This window comes from Bacillota bacterium, from assembly GCA_040755295.1.
Taxonomy (GTDB): Bacteria; Bacillota; Desulfotomaculia; order Desulfotomaculales; family Ammonificaceae; genus SURF-55.
In genome coordinates this window covers 1-21189 of sequence record JBFMBK010000022.1, presented here as the reverse complement: position 1 = coordinate 21189, position 21189 = coordinate 1, and the positions used below count along the sequence as shown (strand labels likewise).

General features: G+C 54.4%; 19 protein-coding genes and 1 CRISPR repeat array. Of the genes, 3 read left to right on the top strand and 16 right to left on the bottom strand.

The genetic code is table 11. The features are described from left to right. Window positions 1-48: 48 nt before the first annotated feature. The 5 genes from AB1500_12265 to cobN form a co-directional block, all read right to left on the bottom strand. Entirely contained in the window at window positions 49-1473 is a 1425-nt protein-coding gene (locus AB1500_12265; GenBank protein ID MEW6183924.1) for a stalk domain-containing protein, read from the bottom strand. A 233-nt stretch (window positions 1474-1706) separates the two neighbouring features. Then, entirely contained in the window at window positions 1707-2822 is a 1116-nt protein-coding gene (locus AB1500_12260) for an iron ABC transporter permease (protein MEW6183923.1), read from the bottom strand. Next, window positions 2806-2967 (bottom strand): hypothetical protein, encoded by a 162-nt coding sequence (locus AB1500_12255; protein ID MEW6183922.1) that lies wholly within the window; start codon window positions 2965-2967, stop codon window positions 2806-2808. Before AB1500_12255 ends, AB1500_12260 begins: the two co-directional genes overlap by 17 nt. A 37-nt stretch (window positions 2968-3004) precedes the next feature. After that, window positions 3005-3667, bottom strand: a complete 663-nt coding sequence (locus AB1500_12250) for a hypothetical protein (GenBank protein ID MEW6183921.1) — start codon at window positions 3665-3667, stop codon at window positions 3005-3007. 13 nt (window positions 3668-3680) lie between these two features. Then, window positions 3681-7550, bottom strand: a complete 3870-nt coding sequence (gene cobN, locus AB1500_12245) for a cobaltochelatase subunit CobN (protein MEW6183920.1) — start codon at window positions 7548-7550, stop codon at window positions 3681-3683. A gap of 386 nt (window positions 7551-7936) precedes the next feature. Between cobN and AB1500_12240 the strand changes: the two genes are divergently transcribed. After that, window positions 7937-8650 carry an HAD family hydrolase gene (locus AB1500_12240; protein ID MEW6183919.1) on the top strand — a complete coding sequence of 238 codons (714 nt, stop codon included), beginning with the start codon at window positions 7937-7939 and terminating at the stop codon, window positions 8648-8650. 346 nt (window positions 8651-8996) lie between these two features. Here AB1500_12240 and dapA read toward each other — a convergent pair whose 3' ends face one another. The 5 genes from dapA to dapB form a co-directional block, all read right to left on the bottom strand. Beyond that, a complete protein-coding gene (gene dapA, locus AB1500_12235) occupies window positions 8997-9884 on the bottom strand; it encodes a 4-hydroxy-tetrahydrodipicolinate synthase (protein ID MEW6183918.1) in 888 nt (295 codons plus the stop codon). 26 nt (window positions 9885-9910) lie between these two features. After that, on the bottom strand, window positions 9911-10921 hold the full coding sequence (locus AB1500_12230; GenBank protein MEW6183917.1) for an aspartate-semialdehyde dehydrogenase: 1011 nt from the start codon (window positions 10919-10921) through the stop codon (window positions 9911-9913). A gap of 187 nt (window positions 10922-11108) precedes the next feature. After that, window positions 11109-11696, bottom strand: coding sequence for a dipicolinate synthase subunit B (locus AB1500_12225; protein MEW6183916.1), 588 nt, complete (start codon window positions 11694-11696; stop codon window positions 11109-11111). A gap of 13 nt (window positions 11697-11709) precedes the next feature. Then, complete coding sequence (dpsA, locus tag AB1500_12220) at window positions 11710-12606, bottom strand: dipicolinate synthase subunit DpsA (GenBank protein ID MEW6183915.1); 897 nt, start codon at window positions 12604-12606, stop codon at window positions 11710-11712. 233 nt (window positions 12607-12839) lie between these two features. Next, window positions 12840-13637 (bottom strand): 4-hydroxy-tetrahydrodipicolinate reductase, encoded by a 798-nt coding sequence (dapB, locus tag AB1500_12215; protein MEW6183914.1) that lies wholly within the window; start codon window positions 13635-13637, stop codon window positions 12840-12842. 238 nt (window positions 13638-13875) lie between these two features. On the opposite strand from dapB, the gene AB1500_12210 reads away from it, so the two are divergent. Next, window positions 13876-14250: an Hsp20/alpha crystallin family protein gene (locus tag AB1500_12210; protein ID MEW6183913.1), complete on the top strand. Its 375-nt coding sequence runs from the start codon at window positions 13876-13878 to the stop codon at window positions 14248-14250. 132 nt (window positions 14251-14382) lie between these two features. On the opposite strand, the gene AB1500_12205 is transcribed toward AB1500_12210, so the two are convergent. Then, window positions 14383-14559, bottom strand: a complete 177-nt coding sequence (locus AB1500_12205; GenBank protein MEW6183912.1) for a hypothetical protein — start codon at window positions 14557-14559, stop codon at window positions 14383-14385. A 179-nt stretch (window positions 14560-14738) separates the two neighbouring features. Beyond that, complete coding sequence (locus tag AB1500_12200) at window positions 14739-15725, bottom strand: hypothetical protein (GenBank protein MEW6183911.1); 987 nt, start codon at window positions 15723-15725, stop codon at window positions 14739-14741. A gap of 224 nt (window positions 15726-15949) precedes the next feature. On the opposite strand from AB1500_12200, the gene AB1500_12195 reads away from it, so the two are divergent. Continuing rightward, a complete protein-coding gene (locus AB1500_12195) occupies window positions 15950-16657 on the top strand; it encodes an Hsp20/alpha crystallin family protein (protein ID MEW6183910.1) in 708 nt (235 codons plus the stop codon). A gap of 133 nt (window positions 16658-16790) precedes the next feature. Next, a CRISPR array of direct repeats spans window positions 16791-17560; the repeat unit is 32 nt; unit sequence GTTTCAATCCACGCCCCCGCGTGGGGGGCGAC. Between the two features lie 279 nt (window positions 17561-17839). Here the strand turns inward: AB1500_12195 and AB1500_12190 are convergent. From AB1500_12190 to AB1500_12175, 4 genes are all read right to left on the bottom strand, one after another. After that, the gene (locus tag AB1500_12190; GenBank protein MEW6183909.1) at window positions 17840-18157 is read right to left on the bottom strand and encodes a hypothetical protein; all 318 of its coding nucleotides are present in this window, start codon (window positions 18155-18157) and stop codon (window positions 17840-17842) included. Between the two features lie 24 nt (window positions 18158-18181). Next, window positions 18182-19309 (bottom strand): PIN-like domain-containing protein, encoded by a 1128-nt coding sequence (locus tag AB1500_12185; GenBank protein ID MEW6183908.1) that lies wholly within the window; start codon window positions 19307-19309, stop codon window positions 18182-18184. Window positions 19310-19375: 66 nt separating this feature from the next. Then, window positions 19376-20467, bottom strand: coding sequence for a hypothetical protein (locus AB1500_12180; GenBank protein ID MEW6183907.1), 1092 nt, complete (start codon window positions 20465-20467; stop codon window positions 19376-19378). An 88-nt stretch (window positions 20468-20555) separates the two neighbouring features. Next, a complete protein-coding gene (locus AB1500_12175) occupies window positions 20556-21056 on the bottom strand; it encodes a hypothetical protein (protein ID MEW6183906.1) in 501 nt (166 codons plus the stop codon). Between the last annotated feature and the right edge of the window lie 133 nt (window positions 21057-21189).

Here is a 21189-nt window from a genome sequence, read left to right as displayed (position 1 = left end):
ATCAAGCTCCAGCATTCAAAGGTTTTTAAGGTCTAAAGTTTTCGACGGTTATTTCCCCGGGTAAACGTAAGCCCCCTTAAGCTCAAGCCCGTGAAACTTCTGCAGCATCTCTTTATGGATGGCCTCAGGATTCACATCCTTGAACAGGTCCGGGTAAAGCCACTTGGCGAAATAGGCCAGGCCCACAATCCCCCGCGGGCCGGTGTAGATCTCGCTCGAAAGGAGATAAACTTTTCCTTGCTTCACCGCGGTGATTTTGTTCCACCCCGGGCGGCGCATTATTTCCGCCCGCTTCTTTTCCATCGCGTCCGGCTTTTCGTCGTAGCCGCAGGTGATGGAACTGCTGCAGGCCTTGATGACCACCTGCGGGTTCTGCGCCACCACCCACTCGGGACTCACCTTCGGGTAAGGCAGGCGCAACCCCGCCGCGATATTCCGCGCCCCGACGGCGTCCAGCATCTCGGCGGCACCCGAACCCGGACCGTTGCCCGAATAGTCGGTGTAACCCTCGAGGTAAACCCGCGGCCGCTTAGCGAGCGGGATATTCTTCGTCCGGTCTTTGAACAACTTCTGGTACTTCTCGAAGTAGGCGACGTAAGCCGCCGCTTCCTTCTGGCGATTCAGGATCAGCCCCAGGGTACGGATATCCTGCGCCATCGTGGAAAGCTTGTAGCAGTCCAAAAGCACTACCGGTACCCCGGAACGCTCGAGCTGCGCCACAATCTCCGGCTTCAAGAAGTTCCCGTAGCCGAAGACCACGTCGGGCTTCAGCGCCAGGATCTTCTCGACATTGGGCGTGAAGGATTTTCCCACGTCCTGCGCTTTCTTTACCTTCGAACCGATCATCTTATCCTCCAGCGTATAGCTGCTCGCCCCAACGATTTTGTCCGCACCCCCGAAGGCGCAGATCAACTCGGCCACATCGCCGTTTACCTCCACGATGCGCTGCGGCGGGGATGGAACGCGCCTCGTCCGGCCCTGGGAATCTTTAATGGTGATCCGCTTCTGTACCACCGTGGCGGTGCCTGTACCGGTTCGGATAACCACCATGCGCTTCGCACCGTCCCACTCGACCCCGGCGCCCAGCGATTCGCCGACGAAGCGCAGGGGCACCAGCGTCCGGCCGCCCGCTATCTTCCCCGGCACATCGAGGGTAACGGGGTTGCCGTTCACATAGGCGGTCTTTTGCCCTATAACCAGCTTAATCATCGTGGTTCCCTTTTTACCGGTCACGGTACGGGTCTTCCCGTCCCAATCCACCTGAGCCCCGAGCGCCTCAAAGATCGCCCGGAGCGGTACGAGCGTCCGACACCCCTCGATCACCGGCGGCGTATCGCAGGACAGCTTCCCGTTGTCAACCGTGACGGTGATGTCGGATGCCTGCGCCGGGAAAATATCTTTCCCACTTGACAAGGCAAAAAGAAAGACCATAACAAACAACGAAAAAAGTGTTACTTTCTTACTCTTTAACATCGAAGAGCCTCCTCATCAACCTCCGGTAAACAACCCCTTAAAACCGTGTTTATAACTTCCCACCACCTCCTTAAAACAGAGCAACCGCCAAGACGCCAAGAACGCCATGAATCAAGAAATAAGTATCTGAGACCAGGTGAAATCGATATTTCCAGCGTTTGATTTTCATTCTCCATTTTCTTTGTGCCCTTGGCGTCTTGGCGGTTTATCCTTCATCCTTCATCCTTTACTTTTTACCCCCACCACTGCCGCTTTTTCTTGATTAACAGGTAGATGAAGAAGGGCGAGCCCATCAGCGCGGTAACGATCCCCACCGGCAGCTCGGTCGGCGCGATTATCGTCCGCGCCAGCGTGTCCGCCAGCAGCAGCAGCACCGCACCCACCAGGCAGGAGGCGGGAATTAAAAACCGGTTATCGCTGCCGACGAGCATCCGGCAGATGTGCGGCCCCACGAGGCAGATAAACCCGATGATGCCGGTAAAGGCCACCGTCGCTGAGGCCGCGAGCGTCGCCAGGGTCAAAGTAACAACCCGCAGGCGCCCCACCTTTATCCCCAGGCTCGCCGCCACGTCCTCTCCCGCCCCTAAAACGTTGAGGTCCCAGGCGTAAAGGAGCAGCGCCCCCATACACCCGAGCACCACCGGGGTCAAAAGCCCCACCGTCCGCCAGTCCGCCCCCCAGAAGCCGCCCATCAGCCAGACGACCAGTTCTTTCAGGGCATCATTATTGGAAATGTATTTTAAAAGTGATACCCCAGCCTGGAAGAGATAGCCGATGGCCACCCCGCCTAAAACCAGCGTTTCGGGCGACATCCCCTTAAATCGCGCCAGGGAGAAAGCCAAGAGCGTGGTTACCCCCCCGAAGATGAAGGCGTTGATGACGATAAGCCACCGCGATACGTCAAGGTAACTTCCTCCTATCAGACCCGTACCCAGAACGATAGCCAGCGCCGCCCCGAAGGCCGCACCGCTCGAGAGCCCCATCGTATAAGGTGAAACCAAGGGATTGCGGAGCACCCCCTGCATCACCGCCCCGGCCCCCGCTAAGCTCATCCCCGTGATGGTAGCCAGAACGATGCGGGGGAGGCGGATCTCCCAGACCACCGTCCGGGCGAGCTCCCCGACCGGCGCGGCTTTAACCCCGAGGTGATTGAGGATCACCCGCCAGACGTCCCCCACGCTGATCCCGGCCGCCCCCACCGCCGTGGCCATGGTAGCCACGGCGCAGGTGACCGCCAGCAAGCACCCGACCAGCAGCAGCTTGCGGCCGGTATGGCGGGAATACGCCGTTCTTATCGAGGCCACGTCCATCTCTGTTGCCGCGCCGCTTACTTCAGCGGGTAAACCCATACACTCTAAGCTCCTCCCCGTAGAACTTTTCGAGCATCTCTTTGTGCACCGCCTCCGGGTTCACATCCCGGAAAAGTTCCGGGTGCAGCCATTTGGCGATATAGCACTCCGCCGCCGCGCCGCGGGGTGTACCAATCTTATGCATCCGCTTTGAAGAACAAGTCATCTGTCATCCTCTTTTCTCAACAGCAGGATACCTGCTCCGGACAAAAGGTACAGGCAGCAACATGACGCTGCCCTCCAGGTGCGGTATGGTCTACCAGCATCAACCAGTTTATGCCCCACGGAAAAAAGACCATACCATCTTTTTTCTCGCTGCCTTTCTGCCAGTAGCACCAGTTCCGCCCGTCGAACACCAGCCGCCCGTCCTCGTCTGCCTTCTTATAAAGCCTCTCCCCCCGCCATAAATCCGGGAAAACCGTTACCGCCGCCCCCGGAAGGGGCTTCCCCGCAAACCGGACCTCAAGACATACCGGCCAATTAAGGTAGCTGCCCTCGTGCCAAACCGGTGCAATCACCAATTCCTGCCCTACCTGCGAAAGCGGCACCCGGCGTTCCTTCTCCACGGGGAAATAGGTCCGGGCAGAAAAACTCACCTCGCCGGTTATGGCCGCGGCCACCGTGTAAACCCCCATCTCACCGGGCAGAAACCAGACCGCGGAGCACTCCTCACCTCCACCGGGTACTACCGTTAACTCTCGCGGAACGCCTGAGGGGTTTACTGCCCAAATCCTAAAGGCCCGCTCGCCTTCCCAGGGCAGGTCCTCGAACCCATTCGCAAATATTCCCACCTTTATCGCTTCGCCCAAACGATAGCTCCCCCGTCCCGGCTCAAGCCACAGCATCCTTTCTCCCTCCTCAATCTCCGAGCTTCCCCCTGATCTCCCGCATCTTGGCGCCCCAGTCGGCCACCTCCTCGGCGGTGAGGATGTCGATGGCGCCGCCCTGGAAGTCGCCCTTCACGTCGCCCATATCCTCCTCCAGCCACCCCTCGATCTCGAGGTAGGTCTCCTTGAGGCCCTCGATCATCTCCGGGTCGGCGTTCCAGAGGCCCCGCTCCGCCGCCTCCAGGAGCCGGCGCGCGATCTCCTCTAACGCCCAGGGGTTGTGCTCCTGGAAAAACCGGCGGTTTTCCTCGTTGAGCACGAAGGTCCGCGTGATGTCGTCGAAGATCCAGTCGTCCACCTCCTGCGTCGCCGCCTCCCAGCCGTAGACGCGCCCGATCCGCTTGGAGATGTCCCCGGCGCCCTTGTAGCCGTGGCGCTTCTGCCCCTCGATCCACTTGGGGTTCAAGAGCTTCGTCCGCACCACCCGCCGGACCTCGTCGGCCAGGGTGCGCACCTCGACGTGCTCCGGCTCCCGGGTGTCGCCGTAGTAAGTGCGGACCTCCTTGCCCGAGGCCGCCCGCGCCGCCGCGGTCATCCCCCCGTGGGTGCCGAAGTAGCAGCAGCAGCCGAAGAGGTCGTACTCGTCCGAAACCACCTTGTTGTAGGTGACGTCCACCGTCTTGAGGCTGGATTGAAGCTGTTTGAAGGCTTCCTGCCCGAAGACCCCCTTCCCGTAAGCGTAGCCGTTCCAATAAACAAAGATGTCGGCCAGGTCCTTCTCGTCCTTCCAGGCCGAGGCGTAAACCGCTAAGTTCACCCCGGCCATATAGGTCCCCGGTTTGGAAGCAAAAATCCGCAAAGTCGCCTCCCGCCAGGCCGCTCCGTCCGCCGCCCCGCCAAGCTGCGCCAGGGTGTGCTTGCGGACAAAATTCAGTTCCGGCGGCTCCTCAAGCGCCGCCACCGACTGCACCGCCTCATCCAGGAGATCGATGCAGTTCGGGAAATTATCGCGCGTGATCCCGCTCACCCGCACCGTCACGTCAACCCGCGGCCGCCCGAGCTCCGCCAGCGGCATCACCTCGATCCCCGCCACGCGGCCGTTCGGCAGCCACCTGGGCCGGCAGCCGAGCAGGTAGAGCATCTGTCCCAGCCCCTCGCCGTCGGCCCACATAATGTCGTTGCACATCCAGTAGATGGCGATGTTCTTCGGGTAGCGGCCCTCTTCGGTGAGGTGTTTCAGCAGCACCTTTTCCGCGAGGCGCTTGCCCACCTCCCAGGCCGCCTTCGTCGGCACCCGGTGGGGGTCCAGGGAGTAGAAGTTCCGGCCGGTAGGCAAAACGTCGTCCCGCCCGCGGGTGATGAGCCCCGAGGGGCCGGCCGGGAGGTAGCGCCCGGAAAAGCCGTCGAAGAGCCCCTCGATCTCGCGGGAGGCTTCCACCCTTTCGTTCAAATCCAGCACCCGCGGCAGGAGCGAGTTCAGCTCGTCAAGGTGCTCCGCCCAGCACTCAGCAGGCTGAGTGCTGGGCAAGCCCAGCACCGCCGCCGCCTCCCCGTGCGTCACGGGCCGCCCCTTGAGCATTAAACCGATAAAGGCCTTCCCCGCCCGGTCAATCTCCTCCAAAAGCGCGCCGTAGGACTTGCCGTGACGCAGCGAAACCTTTCCTTGGTCGGCCAGGAGCTCGCCGAGCTCCAGCCCCATCAGCCGCGCGACCGCCTTGCGTAAAGAAACCGCCTCCCCCGCGTCAAAGCGCAGGATCGCGTTCAGAAAATCGAGCCGCCGCTCCCCTTCCGGCAGCTCCCCGAAGATGTGCTGCCCGTCCTGGATCTGGGTGTTGCGGATCACGGAAAGCACCGCGTGCGCCTTCTCTTTGATCAGGGCGAAATTCTCGTGGCCGCCTTCTACCGGGATCTGCTGGTCGAGGTTCGCCTTTTTAATTTCCTCGATGATCAGGTGCTCGAGGGTGTGCGCCCGCGCGGGGTCGGCCACCCGCGCCTGCTCGTACTCCTCAAGGTACCGGTCGAGTTCGGCCAGCTCGTCGTAAAGCCCGCCCTGCGTTAAGACCGTCTGCATGTGATCCACCAGGGTCGCGTAGCTCCGCCGCTTGGCGATCGTCCCCTCCGGCGGGTTGTCGGCGTTATAGATGTAGAGGTGCGGCAAGGTCCCGATGGCGAGGTCCGGGCAGCAGTCGCCGGAAAGCCCGACGCCCTTGCCGGGCAAAAACTCGAGGTTGCCGTGGGTGCCCACATGAACGATTACGTCCGCGCCGAAATCCCGCTCCAGCCACCGGTAGGTGGCAAGGTACTGGTGGGGCGGCGGGATATCGGGGTCATGCAGGATCTTGCAGACCTGCCCGTCGCAGCGCGCCCCGGCGCAGCCCCGCTTCGGCTGCACGCAGACCGCCGCGTTGCCGTACCGTACCCCGGTGATGATGATCCTGCCGTCGTGGACCATCGCCGCCGGCACCCCGTTTTTCGCCTCGCCCGGGGGGTTGCCCCAGGCCCCGGTCAACCGCTCGCGCACCTTTGTCGACAGCGTATCGAACCACGCCCGGTACTCCGCCACCGGCATCAGATACAGCGCCCCGCCCTTGGAAACGATCTCCCCGGCAGTGGTCCAGCGGAACTCCGAGATCGCCTTCCGCGCCATTACCGTATCGATCAGCTCTTTGCCGCCCGCCGGCGCCTCCACGGCGTAGCCCTCCGCCCGCAGCCGCTGCAAAACCCGCGCCACGCTCTCGAGGGTATCGAGGTGCGCCCCGCCGCCGACCGTCGCCTCCACCGAGGCGCAGGGGTTGTTGTGCAGGATGAAGGCCACCCGCCGCTCGGCTACCGGTTTCTGGCGCAGCCGCACCCAGGCCGCCACCCGGCCGGCGATCCGCTCGACCCGCTCCGGCACCGGTGTCCGGATCTCCAGGTCTTCCTCCCGCCGCGCCGCGCCCAGGAAAACAGGCTCGATCACCCCCTCGAACTCCGGCAGCGCCACCGTCCAGGCGATATCCTGGGCGAGCCCCTGCGGGTCCGCCGCCCACTCCTCAACCGTCTTATAAAAGGAAACCACCGGCTGAAAGACAGGCACACCGAGCTTTTTCAGCAGTTCCACCCCGGAAGCGGCGATACCCTCCCGGATGAAATCGTCCGTCCGCGCCCGCGCCGCTAAGAAAAAGGCCAAAAGCTTCACCAGCGCCGCGATCCGGGGCTGACCCGCCGCGTCGAAGAAGAACTCCCGCACCACCTCGCCGGAGCCCTTGGTCCCTAGCCCCTCGTCCTTCAGTGAATAGCAAAACGCCGGGATAACCCCGAGCCCGCGCGCCTCGAGCGCCCGGATCACCGCGTCCTCCACCGCCAGGGTACCGTTAACCCACTGGTTCCGGGCGAAAAGCAACCCCACGAACGGCTCCGGCTTCCGGTACCAGGATAGGTAGTCTCCTACGGTGGTGAATGGCGCCGGGGCATCGGGGTGGTAAAGTCCCTCCCAGGGAAAAACCAGCGGCTCCGCCACCGGCAGGTTAAGCCCCAGCACCGCCGCCGCCATGTACCGGAGCATTAGGGCGAAGTTCTCCGTCCCGCCCTGCACGATATACCGGTAGCAGCGCGCCACCACCGCCGCCGGGACGGTCGAAGCTGCCCAAAGCGCCGGGTCGTGCGCCACGCAGACCACCGGGCTCTTAATTCCTTTCACCGCCGCCTCCAACTCTCCCCAGACCGTCTCCCCCGCCGAGCGGTAAAAAAAGATCAGGTCTGCCTCTTCAAGCGCAACCAAAGCGGCCGCGAAATCCTCTTTCCCCTCCTGCAGGTAACGGGCCGAATAGACCTTCACCCCTAAATCCGGCGCTACTTTTACTGCCGCCTTGCGCAGCGTCGTCGCGTGGCTATGCCAAACGATAGCGGTAATCCGGTGCATAACTTCCCCTCCATACCAAATAATTTTTAAAAAAAAAGACCATGGAGCTTAGACCTCCATGGTCCTCTTTCCGCCTTTATATAAATGTCAGATCACAAATTATTTCTTAGGCCATCTTGATACGGCTTCGTACCGCTGATTGTTGAGAACAGTTCTAATCAGAACTTTACGGCCTTCGTGGCTCAGATATAACTGTTATGGTGCTTAGAAGCAATCTCTTAGAAAAAGTGGCAGGTTTCACCCTGCTGTGAAAGACAGCATATCAAGAGAATTATGGGTTGTCAAGAAAATTTCAAGACGAGAACCGGGCAAAAGGCCTTCTTTACATGGGTTCCTCCCCAAGGGTATCATATCTGGGAGGAGTGATCTGAAAGGAGACCCGGTCTTTGCGTTTTAAATATATTCTTTTTGACCTGGACGGCACGCTGCTGCCGATGGACAAGAAAAGGTTCCTGGACGGTTACCTCAACGCCCTTGCCGCACGCATGAGCCCCTACCTGCCGCCCGGGGAGTTCATCGACCACCTCCTTGCCTCCACTCGGGCCATGGTGGTGAATTCCGACCCCGGACGCACCAACCGGGAAGTCTTCATTGAAGACTTTTTTGCCCGCACCGGCTTGCCGGAGGACGAGATCCTGCCCGTGTTCGACCGCTTTTACCGCGAAGATTTCCCGGACCTGGCGCCTCTCACCCGCCCCACAGCCCTTGCGCCTAAAGTTTTGAGGCGGGTTCTTGAAAGCGGGGCCGATATCGTGATAGCCACCAACCCGGTTTTCCCGCGCGCCGCTGTGGAAGAACGACTGCGCTGGGCCGTTGGGACAGGATTTCCTTTCCGGCTGGTAACCACTTACGAAATCATGCATTTCTGCAAACCGAACCCGATGTACTATGAGGAAATCGCGGCTTATCTCGGCGCACCGCCTGAAAGGTGCCTGATGCTGGGAAACGACGTGGAGGAAGATCTTGTCGCGGCTGAAACCGGGATGAGCACCTACCTTGTCGAGGATCAGGCGATTCACCGCGGAATCCGCCCGTGCAACCCGGACTACAGGGGCAGTCTGGAAGACTGTTACCGGTTTCTTGCCGGTTTAACAACCTGAACCACGGATGAACACAGATATACACAGATAAAAATTCGAGGCGGGCAACGCAATAACCGCCAAGAACGCCAAGTAAACCCGGCATATTAAAACAAAAAACCCCGAAAACCGTTTTCGGGGAGGGCTCCATACGGCAAGCCGCAGAATAAAAACTTAACGACCATCGAAAGCTTAGACCTGGGCGTTATCCGGTATTTATTGTCCTAAATTCTGGCGTTCTTGTCCAGCACTCAACATGATTTGCGTCATAGCTAATGATTGCCTACTTCCTGGAATCTTTACAGTGATTAGTTGAGTGCTGGATTGGCGGTTAGATTTATCAAGGTTTACGCCGCACGTTAACTTCCTAAAGCAGACCGCTTTCCCGTAAAAGCTTGGTTAACTTTTCTTTCTCTTCCGCCGTCGCTTCCACCAAGGGCAACCGCGGCACGCCGACATTGATCCCTAAAAGGCCCAACGCCGCTTTGACCGGCACCGGGTTGGTGGTGATAAACATCCCTTTAATCAGCGGGAAAAGCTCCCGGTGTATTTTCGCGGCGAGAGTAACGTTGCCGCCGGCATATGCGTTGATCATTTCCTTAAGCCGATTACCCGCCAGGTGAGCCACGACGCTGACAATCCCTTTCCCGCCGACAGCCAGAATAGGCAGGGTCAGGGCGTCATCGCCGCTGTAAATCGCAAACTCGTCGGGCAGGATCCTCCGGAGTTCCGTTACCTGGTCAAGGTTACCGCTTGCTTCCTTGATGGCCTTGATGTTGGGTACGTCGTTCGCCAGACGCGCCACGGTTGCCGGCAGAACGTTTACCGCCGTCCGCCCGGGTATGTTGTAGACCATTACCGGAAGGCCCGTGCTTTCGGCAACCGCCCGGAAATGACGGTAGAGTCCTTCCTGGGAAGGCTTGTTATAATACGGGGCTACCAGCATGACACCATCGGCGCCGGCCTTTTCCGCAGCCTTTGTCAGCGCGATGCTGTCGGCGGTGGCATAACTTCCGGTACCCGCAACAACCGCGGCCTTCCCTCCGATCTCCTCCACCACGGCACCAAACAGCGCCACCTTTTCATCCTTGCTGAGTGTCGGCGATTCGCCCGTGGTACCGGCTACAACCACGCCGTCCGAACCGTTTTCCACAAGGTAACGCGCCAGCTTCTTGGCCTGGTCGAAATTTACAGCCCCATCCCGGTCGAAAGGCGTCACCATTGCGGTGAGCACCCGTCCGAAATCCGTCATCATTTATATCACTTCCTTACAAATTTCAATTATACGCACCCGTAAGCGATTGCCAGCTCGGCTATCTGCACCGCGTTGGTCGCCGCGCCTTTGCGAAGCTGGTCCGCCACAACCCATAGATTCAGACCCTTGTCCAACGAGTTGTCATTCCGAACACGCCCGACAAAGACCTCGTCCTTATTACAGGCCAGGGAAGGCATCGGGTACCGTTTTTCGGCCGGTTCGTCAACCACCACAACGCCCGGCGCCCGGGACAGTATCTCTCGGGTCGCATCTGCGGTCAGCTTTTCCCTGGTTTCCACATTAACCGATTCCGAGTGGCACCGGAAAACGGGTACCCGCACCGTTGTAGCCGTGATCGCCATATTGTCGTCGTGGAAGATTTTCTGGGTCTCCTTGACCATCTTCCATTCTTCCTTGGTGTAATCCATATCCATGAATACGTCGATGTGCGGAATCAGGTTGAACGCAATCTGGTGCGCAAAGACGTTCGGTTCGAATTCTTCGCCGTTAAGAACCGCTCTGGTTTGGGAGCCGAGTTCATTGATTGCGGCCGTACCCGCGCCGGAAACCGCCTGATAGGTTGAAACCACGACCCGTTTTATACCCGCCGCGTCGTAAATCGGCTTGAGCGGCACCACCATGATGATGGTAGAACAATTCGGGTTGGCGATAATGCCCTTGTGCCGTTTCACGTCTTCCGGGTTTACCTCCGGCACCACAAGCGGGACCTCGGCCTCCATCCGGAAAGCGCTCGAATTATCCACCACCAGCGCCCCCCGGTCCCGCGCCGCGAGGGCGAACTCCTTGCTTGCCGCGCCTCCGGCGAAAAGCGCTATCTCTACCCCTTCAAAAGCTTCCGGCCGTGTCTCATCGACAATGTAAGCCCGGCCACGAAAATGAACCTCTTTACCCCGGGACCGCGCGGTGGCCAGGGGGTGAAGTTTCCCTACCGGAAAATTCCTTTCCTCGAGTACCTTCAATATTTCCTGGCCGACCGCTCCGGTCGCCCCCACCACTGCTACGCTGAATTGTCGCAAGGAAGGCCTCCTCTCTATTTGCCGACTTGAGGGATCTCAAACACCAGGGTCGCCGTCCAGTGCTAACGTACAACTACCCGTAGTGCACGCCGCACTGTACGGCGCTGCCATGTCACGTGGATCCTGACTTGTAACAGGTTTCATAAATCCTTCCCATGCCTGACCGCGTACATTCCCTGCAAGAACGCTAAGCGTAATTAACGAGTACAGGCTGAATCTGCTTTCCTTCGATGGCGAAAAGGATGGTATCCAACAACCGGTCCATTTTCGCCACCAGCGAATTGGGTTTGGCCGCCGGGTTATCCTGGCCGAACGGCACCATATAGATATTCTTTGAATTAAGCAGGACCCCGAGGTTCCTGGCGTTGAGACCCAGGCCGTCGTTTGTGGAAATTGCCATAACAACCGGCCTCTGGTTCCGGAGTTGCGCCTTTATGGACATCAGTACCGGCCCGTCCGTAATGGCGTTCGCCAGCTTAGCCAGGGTGTTTCCGGTACAGGGCGCCACAACTAAAACATCCAACATCCGGTTCGGGCCGATCGGCTCAGCGCCGATAATCGTCTCTATCACTCCATGTCCTGTAAGTTCTTTCAATAAACCCTTCCAGTAAGCCGCCGTACCGAAACGTGTATCCGTCGTCGCAACTTCTCTGGTTATGATCGGGATTACCTCGGCTCCTTCCTGGATGATCCTTTTTATCTGTTCCGTTACCTCATTTAACGTACAAAAAGAACCCGTTAAGGCAAAACCCACCTTTAAACCCTTGAGCCGCACTGTCAGCACCCCCCTAAGGCAGAACCGCGAGGTTAAGTCCTTTTTCCTGAACAAGGAGGTCCGCGACCACTCGGCCCAGAATCCGTCCGGCCGTTTGCGGCGCAACCTTACCAGGAAGCGAAGGCGCCAGTATTGCCTTTCTTTTCATGCGCCGGGCTGCTTCAAAATCTGTCCCACCGGGTTGTGTAGCGAGATCTATGATCAGAACGTCGGTTCGCGTACACTTCAACACCCTTGCCGTTAAAACAACCGCGGGCACGGTGTTGAACACTACATCCGCTTCACTGACAGCAACCGGCAGCTCACCGAAGTCAATTGTCCGGCAACCCATCTCCAACGCTCTCGCCCGCTTCGCCGCATCTTTGGCGACCACCGTCACTTTCGCGCCGAGACCGCTTAACATCCTCACCAGGGTTTGCCCGACACGCCCGAATCCGAGAACAAAAGCCGCTGAGCCGTGAATGGTTATCGGCATATTCTCCATAGCCATCTGAATTGCGCCCTCGGCGGAGGGTATTGAATTCAGAATGGCGAAGTCATCTCTTTTTACTACCTCTACCAGCTTCAGCCTCAGCTTGTTGGTGATCCCGGAAAGTATCTCCCTGGCAAAACCGGTGAAAACAGGCGTCCCCATCGGCAGCGAAGCCAGGTCTTCTTCCTTCAGGAGGAGGGACCTCCCCGGCGCATAGATATTCCCGTCGTCTGTTATGCCCGGAAGAGGAAATACCACGGCATCTGCTCCCGTAACTCCCGCCTCGACTTCGTCCACCAGTTGGATGCCGGGTTTTGTCTCCGCCTCGTGTCCTACCAGCCTGACCTGCGCGCCCTGATTCGAAAGCTCTTCGGCCACATAAACCGCCCGGCAGTCCCCGCCGATTACGGCAATGCTGATCCCCGTCAGTAATTTCAACTTATATCGCCCCCCACGGCTGATAACCAATATATGAACCGTGGGAGAGGGAGGTGCTTTAGCTGAACAGGCTCACCGAAAAAAGTTTAGCCTGATTTGACCTAGAAAAGCGAAAACAAGCGAATTTTGGATTAGAACCCCCATTTTGTCTGGCAATAATTACCGGCCAGCTTTGTAAACTTTTCATCAAGTTGACCCTTGTGGCTACGCCGCTCAGCTATAAAAGTAATGCGCTAGGCAAAAATAAGCTTGTCCAGGCCGTAAATAATCTCGTCAAGTTCGGTTACCTTCTTAATTCCCATAATCACCCCCGGCATGAATGACTCGCGGGAAATGGAATCGTGCCGTATACTGAGCGTTTGTCCCAGGCCGCCGAAGATGACCTCCTGGTGAGCAACCAGGCCCGGCAGGCGGACACTGTGAACCCGGGTCCCCCCCAGCATTCCCCCTCTGGCTCCATCAAGCTTCACCATTTGAGTCCGGTCTTCATACTCCGCCTCAGGCCTGTTGGCGGCGATAATCTCCGCGGTCTTCAGGGCGGTACCGGATGGAGCATCCAGTTTCTGGTTGTGATGCAGTTCAATGACCTCGGCCACCGGGAGGTAACGGGCGGCAATACCCGCGAAATGCATCATCAATACCGCACCTATGGCGAAGTTTGGGGCGATCAACCCTCCTATGGCTTTTTCCCGGCTTAAACGCTTTAATTCCTGCAACTCTTCCTCGGGAATTCCTGTCGTACCTACTACAGGACGCACCCTGCAGGCAATAGCGGTCCGTACGTTTTGCGCCGCAGCCTTGGCGTTGGTAAAGTCAACCACAACATTGGCGTTGGTCTCCCGGAAAACGCTTTCAATGTCTGAACTCAACGTCACCCCGAGTGCGCCGACTCCTGCAAGCATACCGGCATCCTGACCGTTTTGACTTACGTCGACTGCACCCACCACCGTCATACCGGGGGTATTACTCACCGCCCGGACAACCTCACGGCCCATCCTGCCGGCCGCTCCGGCAACCACTACATTTATCAACCCCTCACCTCCTTCATTTTTCCTATTGTCGTACATCGGATAGATAAAGTCAAGCCGTCCGAAGAGGCCGCTGCAAAACGGCGCAACCCGGCCGTCTTCGGCGGTCTCCGTCAATGATGTGCCGGAATTACCGCCGGGAACCGGAGCGACGCATAAATACCCTGCCCGCAGGTGAAAATACCTTTAGCATTTCTCCGAATCAATCCACCATTCTTAAATCTTTGGAGGAGTAAGTAAAGTGGAAATAAGACCGACATTTGTAAATCCTCAGATGGGGGTAAACATGTCGACAGGAGTTCCGGCATGGAGTTTTCCCGCTAATGTAACCCCGCGGGTCGACATAATCGATACCGGAAATGAAATTATGTACCTCATGGATATGGCGGGTGTTGATCCCGATAAACTTGTTCTCGAAATATCGCGGACCGAAGTGGCTGTAAACGGCCCTTTAAGTGAAAAAATTCCACGGGGTACGATCGTATACGCCGAACGCCCGCGCGGTTCTTACACCCGCATACTTGCCTTACCGCGCGAAGTGGATTCAGACCAGGCGAGCGCGGATATCAACAACGGCGTGCTCATGGTTCGGTTTCCCAAGAGAATAAACCAGTAAGCGGCTTTTCAACCGCCAAGACGCCAAGATTTAGATAGGGTCAGAAATGCACTTACCTCAAAGAAAAAATGGCGCCTGCAAGCGCCTTTTCTTTTATTTCAGCATTTCTTTTCTTCTGCCCGGCGCGGCGGCTTAACGGTCAACCTCACGAATCACTATTCCTGTTTGCCGCACGTAGGGATACCGGTATTCGGCCGACGGGTAGCCGCTGCTGTCCGTCAACAGGTAGTAGCGGTTTGAAAGCGGGTATTTGAATAAGACTCGCGGGATCTTTTCCGGCTGATACTCATCCTTTCTTTCTCCGGCCATTTTCCTGCCTCCCTTCGGAAATAATTAAACCGCCAAGACGCCAAGGACGCCATGTGTCAAGAAAATGAATATGTGACAACAGTTAAATACCCTTTTCCACGGAAATTTTCATTTCGTGGTACCGCAATGCGGCATGTAGAACTGTTGAATCTGTTTTCTGACTTCTGGCTTCCGCCTTCTCATATAAGTCCCCGCCAACCCTGTTTAAGAATGTTCACGGTAACCTGTCCGGCCTCCGGAAAATCGCGCCGTTCAACCACCCCGTTAAAGACAAAGGCGTCCTGACCGTTCTCGGATTCAACAAACCCGCCTACCACCTCAAATTCCGTCCGCGGGCCTCTGGCAATCTCATTCGGGTTAAAGGGCTGGGTCATAACCAGTTCCGCCGCAAAATCCTCGTAAAGTTCCCACATAAGCTGTTCCAATCCTTCCGGGGGGAACACCACCGGAAGCATGATCTCTCGAGCGGCTTCCTGGCGGGAGATCATATGACTGTGCGCATACAACTTTTCGGTAAGGCTGTCGATGATACGCAGCATCCGTTCTTCGGGATAAGGCTCCTCACGCAGACCCAGAAGACGTCTTGCGAGTGAACGGACCAGAAGGTAATTCCGGTGAACGTTGCCGAGAGCCAAAGGGTGGATACGCTCCGCAAGCAGCATAAAAACCTTGGCCAGATGCTCCTCGCTGCCGAGCCCCGCCTGCTCCTTCGCAAGAGTCAGGTAAGAATAAACGTCCTCAACACTCACAGGAACCCTGGCGGAAGGATTCTGCGGGTCCTGGGGATTGAAAGCGTTAATCACACTCGGGTCGATGGGGCCGAGTTCCCCCATCTTAGTCATCACGATTTCGTCGGCGCCGAGGCATATCAGCGTCCCGGCGCTGTATGCCCTGAAAGGAACAAGGACGTTGAACCGCGAGGAAAACTCACGTACCAGGTGTACCAGGCGCCAGGGGGTCAATACGTCCCCGCCCCTGGTATAAAGGAACAGGTCTATACGCTCCGGTTGTTTCTGCAAGCGAAGGTGCCGGTACAGGATCGGCAGAACATCGGGAGCGATCCTGGTGGAAACGTTTTCCCTGTCACCGGTGAAATAAGTTATTACGGCCGAATTCCTCAGCCGCCCGATTTGGCCGATAAGATCGCGCCTTTCAAGATAAGGCATAACCCTCTCCAGACTTTTTCATTTATGTAACTCAAGCGGAAGGCTCTTTTCTTAGATAAGGTGCCGTTTTCTTATTACATAGTATCCGCAGAAAAAGTACGGGGCAAACCGTGGTCATTTGTGCCAGCAGAGGAATCATTTTTATGAAAAGGGCTCGCATAAAGCGATTTTAAAAACCGAAAACTAATAGAGGTATTTAAAAATAAAACTGAGGAGGATGCCATTTGTACATCCAGTCTTTCAACCCCAACCAGGCAGTAGCCTTAAGCCAGGGTTTCCGTTCTTCGGCAGCGGCTTTTCCGGTTTCGATAAGGCCCAGTATCCAGGGCAACACCGTGGTGTATGCCTTCAATCCTGCAGCAGCCCAGGGGATGGTCCTCAATCCCATCGCGAACCAGGCCATGAGTCTGGCTTACAATCCCGCGATCCTGAGCGGACTTACCGCCTGGAATAACCCGGCGCTGTTAAACGCCGCCATTATGAACCAACCCATAACCACAGCAGCTATATCACCGCTTGCCACGGCCGCGTGGAACAATCCGTTCATTAATCCGGCGATCCAACAGGGTTTCATCAATCCGTTCCTGAGCGGCCAGATAGGGATACAGGGAACCGCCATCCAGGCCTCCACCGGCCTTGCGCAAATGAGGGTGGACCTTCATGAAACTAACAGCGATGTCATCGTGGCGGCCGAATTACCCAACGTCAGCCTGAACGACCTTAACCTCACCGTTACCGACGACTCGATTTCCATCTCGGCGACCGCCTTCGCGGGGGCTCAGGCAACCAGTCTGTTCCGCACGGTAGCGCTTCCTTCGAGCATCAAAGCCGAGCAGGTTGAAGCAACTTACGCCAACGGTATTCTGGAAGTCCGGGCGCCGAAATCAGATGTGGTCACCCGCAGGCGCGTAAAAGTCAACGTTATTCAGTAGGGACAACGGTTATATTCAATAACAAAAAGGGGGACCAGTCCCCCTTTTTGCTTCACGTTACATATTTCTTTCAATCCGCTACGGCCGGGTGCTATACGGTTCTGTGGCTGTTATCGTCACTGCCGGCCAACGAGTTTCAATCCACGCCCCCGCGTGGGGGGCGACATTGTCGGCGGTCGAATCCTGTTACAATATTTTACTGTTTCAATCCACGCCCCCGCGTGGGGGGCGACGACGAGATTCTAAAACGCGGTTACTGTTGCCGAATCGTTTCAATCCACGCCCCCGCGTGGGGGGCGACTGGCTGATCCTGCTACTTTACCTGCAAGCAACGGTGAGTTTCAATCCACGCCCCCGCGTGGGGGGCGACCTGTGAATTTGGCACATAGATTTCCTGCCTTTTCCTGTTTCAATCCACGCCCCCGCGTGGGGGGCGACTCCGGCAAGCGCCGAGGTAAGAACATCCGCGTCTTGTTTCAATCCACGCCCCCGCGTGGGGGGCGACCCACAATATGTGAGTTTAAACGGCACATGGAGTAAGTTTCAATCCACGCCCCCGCGTGGGGGGCGACTCCCCACAGGTAAACAGGTCGACAGCAGTATATCGTTTCAATCCACGCCCCCGCATGGGGGGCGACTCCGGTGGATTGCCTGGATGAAGTCGTTAAAGTTGTTTCAATCCACGCCCCCGCGTGGGGGGCGACCCGGTTCAATCACTGGTTCCGGCGGGATGAACTCGTTTCAATCCACGCCCCCGCGTGGGGGGCGACATAGCCAGGACGTAACTGACGCGGACGGTTGGACGTTTCAATCCACGCCCCCGCGTGGGGGGCGACATCAGCTCCTAACAGCACCAAACAGCGGCCAGGAGGTTTCAATCCACGCCCCCGCGTGGGGGGGGATACTTATCACCCCCACCCCGGCGTACACTTGCCCACCAAGGATTTCCAATTGACCTAGGGGGAAACCAAAAAAATCACCCGGCGGCGGAGGGGTTAGTTTGGGAATGTGAATGAGTTACTACTTTAAGAAACCTTGGTTCAGATGTTTTAACGTAAAAAAGTGGAAAAAATCTACAACCAGCTTCTTTCTGCTATTTCTTGCTCTTTCTTTTCTGCATGTTCCATTCTGGATTAAACCTTTCTATTAGGGGGCTTTCTAACCCATTTACAAGATCAACCTTTAGTCCTTTATATTCAACGGACTCTTGGGGTGCAATGCTAGTATCTCAATTGTCTGATTATTCTCCAAGCATTTCTTTATATTTGCTGCAATACGTATATTAGTCGTTTGCGATGGACCTGGATTTTTATATCCGCTCATTCTCTTGCTTAAAGTATAGCTTCCACAAACACCCAAATATTTAATTGTGCTACCTTCACTAAAAGCATAAATTACCCTTTTGTTTTTTAAATTGTTAAGACTATAATCTATACCGCTTTTTGAATTTCCAAGCTTCCATTTCCCTACGGTTGTAAAACCATAATCATGTGGTTCCAACTTTACATCTCCTCTTAAATGTTGTCACTCCTTCCCAGACGTATCCTTGCCCTGGTGGGGAAACCATTTTCCATAATAATATAATTTGTTTTTATCTTTAGTACCGGAGACTTCTTGCAGTTTAGTCGTTAAAGCCATATGATGAATTTCAAGTTTTGCTAATTCATCATATTTCTGATTCAAGGCTTCTTCAATCCGATTTATTTCCTTTTGTAAAACCTTGCCTTTATTGAAATCAAGTGTCTCAGCAAGTTCCTTAACCCGCTCAGAAAGATACGATATTTCTAAGGTTGTTTTATCAGGATGTATTCTTTTAACCTCTTCAATGACTTCTTCTTTGATTTCATTATCAGAAAACTTTTTAGCGTATAACATAAATTGGTGTGTTTGATACATATAAAAGGGAACATTTGCTTTATCTGCCATTTCTTTTACGAGTTCTGGGCGAGGCCCAATGGTTTTTCCCTTGTGTTTCAACCACCAATCTTCCTTTTTATCGTCTGTGATGAAAATAACAGGCTTTTTAGTTTCCAAAGCTATATCAATGATTTGAAACCATAAAACTAGGTCTCCATATTGATAATTACCTCCTTTTTCAGCATCCAAATATCCTGGAGGTATTTTTGCCTCATACCTGACTTTACCTAACTTAAAAATGTCCTCTAATTGTTCAGGAATGTATGGTTTGCTAACCATACCTTGGAATAAAGATGTAATGGTTTGTCTAATAGGATCATTAGTATAAAAGTTCGGTTGCTGCGTTTTCATTTTTTCAAGCTCTTCCTCAACCTGATTGATCAAGGGTTCAAATAACTTTTTCAAATGGGCAACTAAAATAAATGGATTTCTAATAGAATCTAAAGTATTCTGTATAGATGTAAGAGATTTTTGAATCTTATCGTAATCGTCATTAATATCAGAAATAACATCTAGACGCCGTTTATGGTATTCCCACGCTGCTTGGTGGGTTATCCTCAAGCGTCCAAAAGTGGCGAGCTTCGAAAAAATATCAATTAAGGAATTACTCGTTTCCTCATTGTAGCGATATAAATTCAATAAGACGTTAGCGTCCGGAATAAAAAGACATTCTTTCCACAAGTCGGCGAATTCCTTTTGAGTTGGCTGATAGTATCCGGGAAAGGTATTCTTCATTCTACTTACACTCCTACTGAGCCTCTGTTTAAAACAAATTGCTTAACATCGGGGAAATTATTCCTTCTATTCAATGGGTTTAAGTCCAGCAACGAATGAACTAGCTGTTTGGTAAAGTTGCTGTGCTTGGTTATGATAAGAAGTTACTTGCTTTTGTGCTTCTTCAATTTTTAGTTCAGAATTAGATACTTCTTTTCGGGCTGCATTTATAACAAGGGCAATGTCTTGGGAGTTAATGTCATTGTAACTAGAACAGAGATTATGATAGTTTTTCCATGTCATCTGTAAAGAAGAGATATTACTATTGATCCTGGATTGAGAGTCCCTGATAGAATCAACTCTACGCTCATAGGAGTTAGTGTGGTAATCATAACACCCTAAATGGTAATCCAAGACTCCTAAATCGTATTGGACTACGCCTAATTGATATGAGTTAAATGGCTGTACGGTAGCGTCTTGCCTTAATTTTGTGAAATCACTTTGCATTTCTTCCAATTGAGCTTGGTACTCGCTTACTACGTCATTAAAGGATATGCTAGCTAATTCTGAGGTATTTTCATTAAGTTCGTCAAATATATTTAAGAGTTCCTTTCGAACCTGTTCTTGTTTTTGTTGTAGAGCTTCTAATGCTGCTATTGTATCAGCTTGATTCTGGAATCCTAAAACTGCTTCATTATAGTCCTCAACACTTCCTGGTTTAAATATAATTGTACCTAATGTTCCATCTTTACAGGGGAATACCAACGTCAATTCATTACCTTTTAAGCTTCCAGTCCATGTGATACCACTCCAGTCTTCTACCCAAATACTTCCTGAGAATGTGATACTTATATCCGAACCGTTACGGATGCCATTGAATGCATGCGTTTCACTTGTTGCATCTTTTCCATTAAATTTTACTAACTGAAGTTGTCCAACAAGATTTTTGTCCGTTTCTACCCAACGAATAAATATTGTCTCGTAATCTGATTTGTATAACCACCCTAACTGTTGAGATCGTGCTGGTTCTCGCATATTTGAATTCTCTTTAGCTATTGGTTCGCCACTAGAAAACGGTTTGCTATCTGTCTTTGGTGTTCCGCACCCTCCTAGAAATAATATGAAAATAATAAACAGAATTATAATTTGATATCTGTATGAAAAATTTAAACAGCTCATTTTTACACATCCTAAAGGAATCTTGGTAAATAATTCTTGGCAATTCTACAAATTCCTTCATGTTTTCGGTTCCAAGTGAGAAAAATGCTTACGTGGTTTTCTTCTTTTCATACCGCCTCTTCCAATACTCCGCACATTCCGGACAATACGTCAACTTCTCCTTATAAGTCCCTTTCGCCCCCTCCGGCATGGGCTTACCGCATTGCGGGCAACACCCGGCTTCCCGCCGCCTTTGCCGCATTAACCGCTTTTTGTAGGTCTCCCGGCATCTTTTCGAACAAAAATCCTGCCGTGGGTGGGATTTAGTGAATTTCTCCCCGCACTCTAAGCAGAAGGGATTATCCTTGATCTTTCCCCGTAAGTTTTCGATTTTACTAACGCCTGTTTTGGCGGTTGCTTTTGCCGCCGGATCAACCTTATCATGTAAAGCCGGATTTCCCTTAGCCCGTTTTGCCTTCGTTATAGTTACATTGGGTGTTTCGTAAATACAGGGTTCTAATACTTGTGCAGCAACCGGAATGATCTCCTTACCGGCTTTTTCCCCCACGGCTACCGCTTGCTTGTCCTCTGTTATCTCTTTCTTGAGCATCCGGGCAAATTGACCCCCTCCAAAAAAAGGAGGGAAACGAATTGGGTCAACCTGAACCTCTTTCTCATGAGCTTAGTCATGGGAGAGAAGAAAAAATGCTGTCACAAGACCTGTGGTCAGAGATCCGCCTAAT

Bases quoted from the DNA above. Each gene is read 5' to 3' on its own strand.
- AB1500_12175 (MEW6183906.1), bottom strand. From the start codon at position 21,056: ATGCTCAAGAAAGAGATAACAGAGGACAAGCAAGCGGTAGCCGTGGGG.
- AB1500_12205 (MEW6183912.1), bottom strand. From the start codon at position 14,559: ATGGCCGGAGAAAGAAAGGATGAGTATCAGCCGGAAAAGATCCCGCGA.
- AB1500_12255 (MEW6183922.1), bottom strand. From the start codon at position 2,967: ATGCATAAGATTGGTACACCCCGCGGCGCGGCGGCGGAGTGCTATATC.
- AB1500_12265 (MEW6183924.1), bottom strand. From the start codon at position 1,473: ATGTTAAAGAGTAAGAAAGTAACACTTTTTTCGTTGTTTGTTATGGTC.
- cobN (MEW6183920.1), bottom strand. From the start codon at position 7,550: ATGCACCGGATTACCGCTATCGTTTGGCATAGCCACGCGACGACGCTG.
- AB1500_12185 (MEW6183908.1), bottom strand. From the start codon at position 19,309: ATGAAGAATACCTTTCCCGGATACTATCAGCCAACTCAAAAGGAATTC.
- AB1500_12200 (MEW6183911.1), bottom strand. From the start codon at position 15,725: ATGCCTTATCTTGAAAGGCGCGATCTTATCGGCCAAATCGGGCGGCTG.
- AB1500_12180 (MEW6183907.1), bottom strand. From the start codon at position 20,467: ATGAGCTGTTTAAATTTTTCATACAGATATCAAATTATAATTCTGTTT.
- AB1500_12260 (MEW6183923.1), bottom strand. From the start codon at position 2,822: ATGGGTTTACCCGCTGAAGTAAGCGGCGCGGCAACAGAGATGGACGTG.
- AB1500_12250 (MEW6183921.1), bottom strand. From the start codon at position 3,667: ATGCTGTGGCTTGAGCCGGGACGGGGGAGCTATCGTTTGGGCGAAGCG.
- dapA (MEW6183918.1), bottom strand. From the start codon at position 9,884: ATGATGACGGATTTCGGACGGGTGCTCACCGCAATGGTGACGCCTTTC.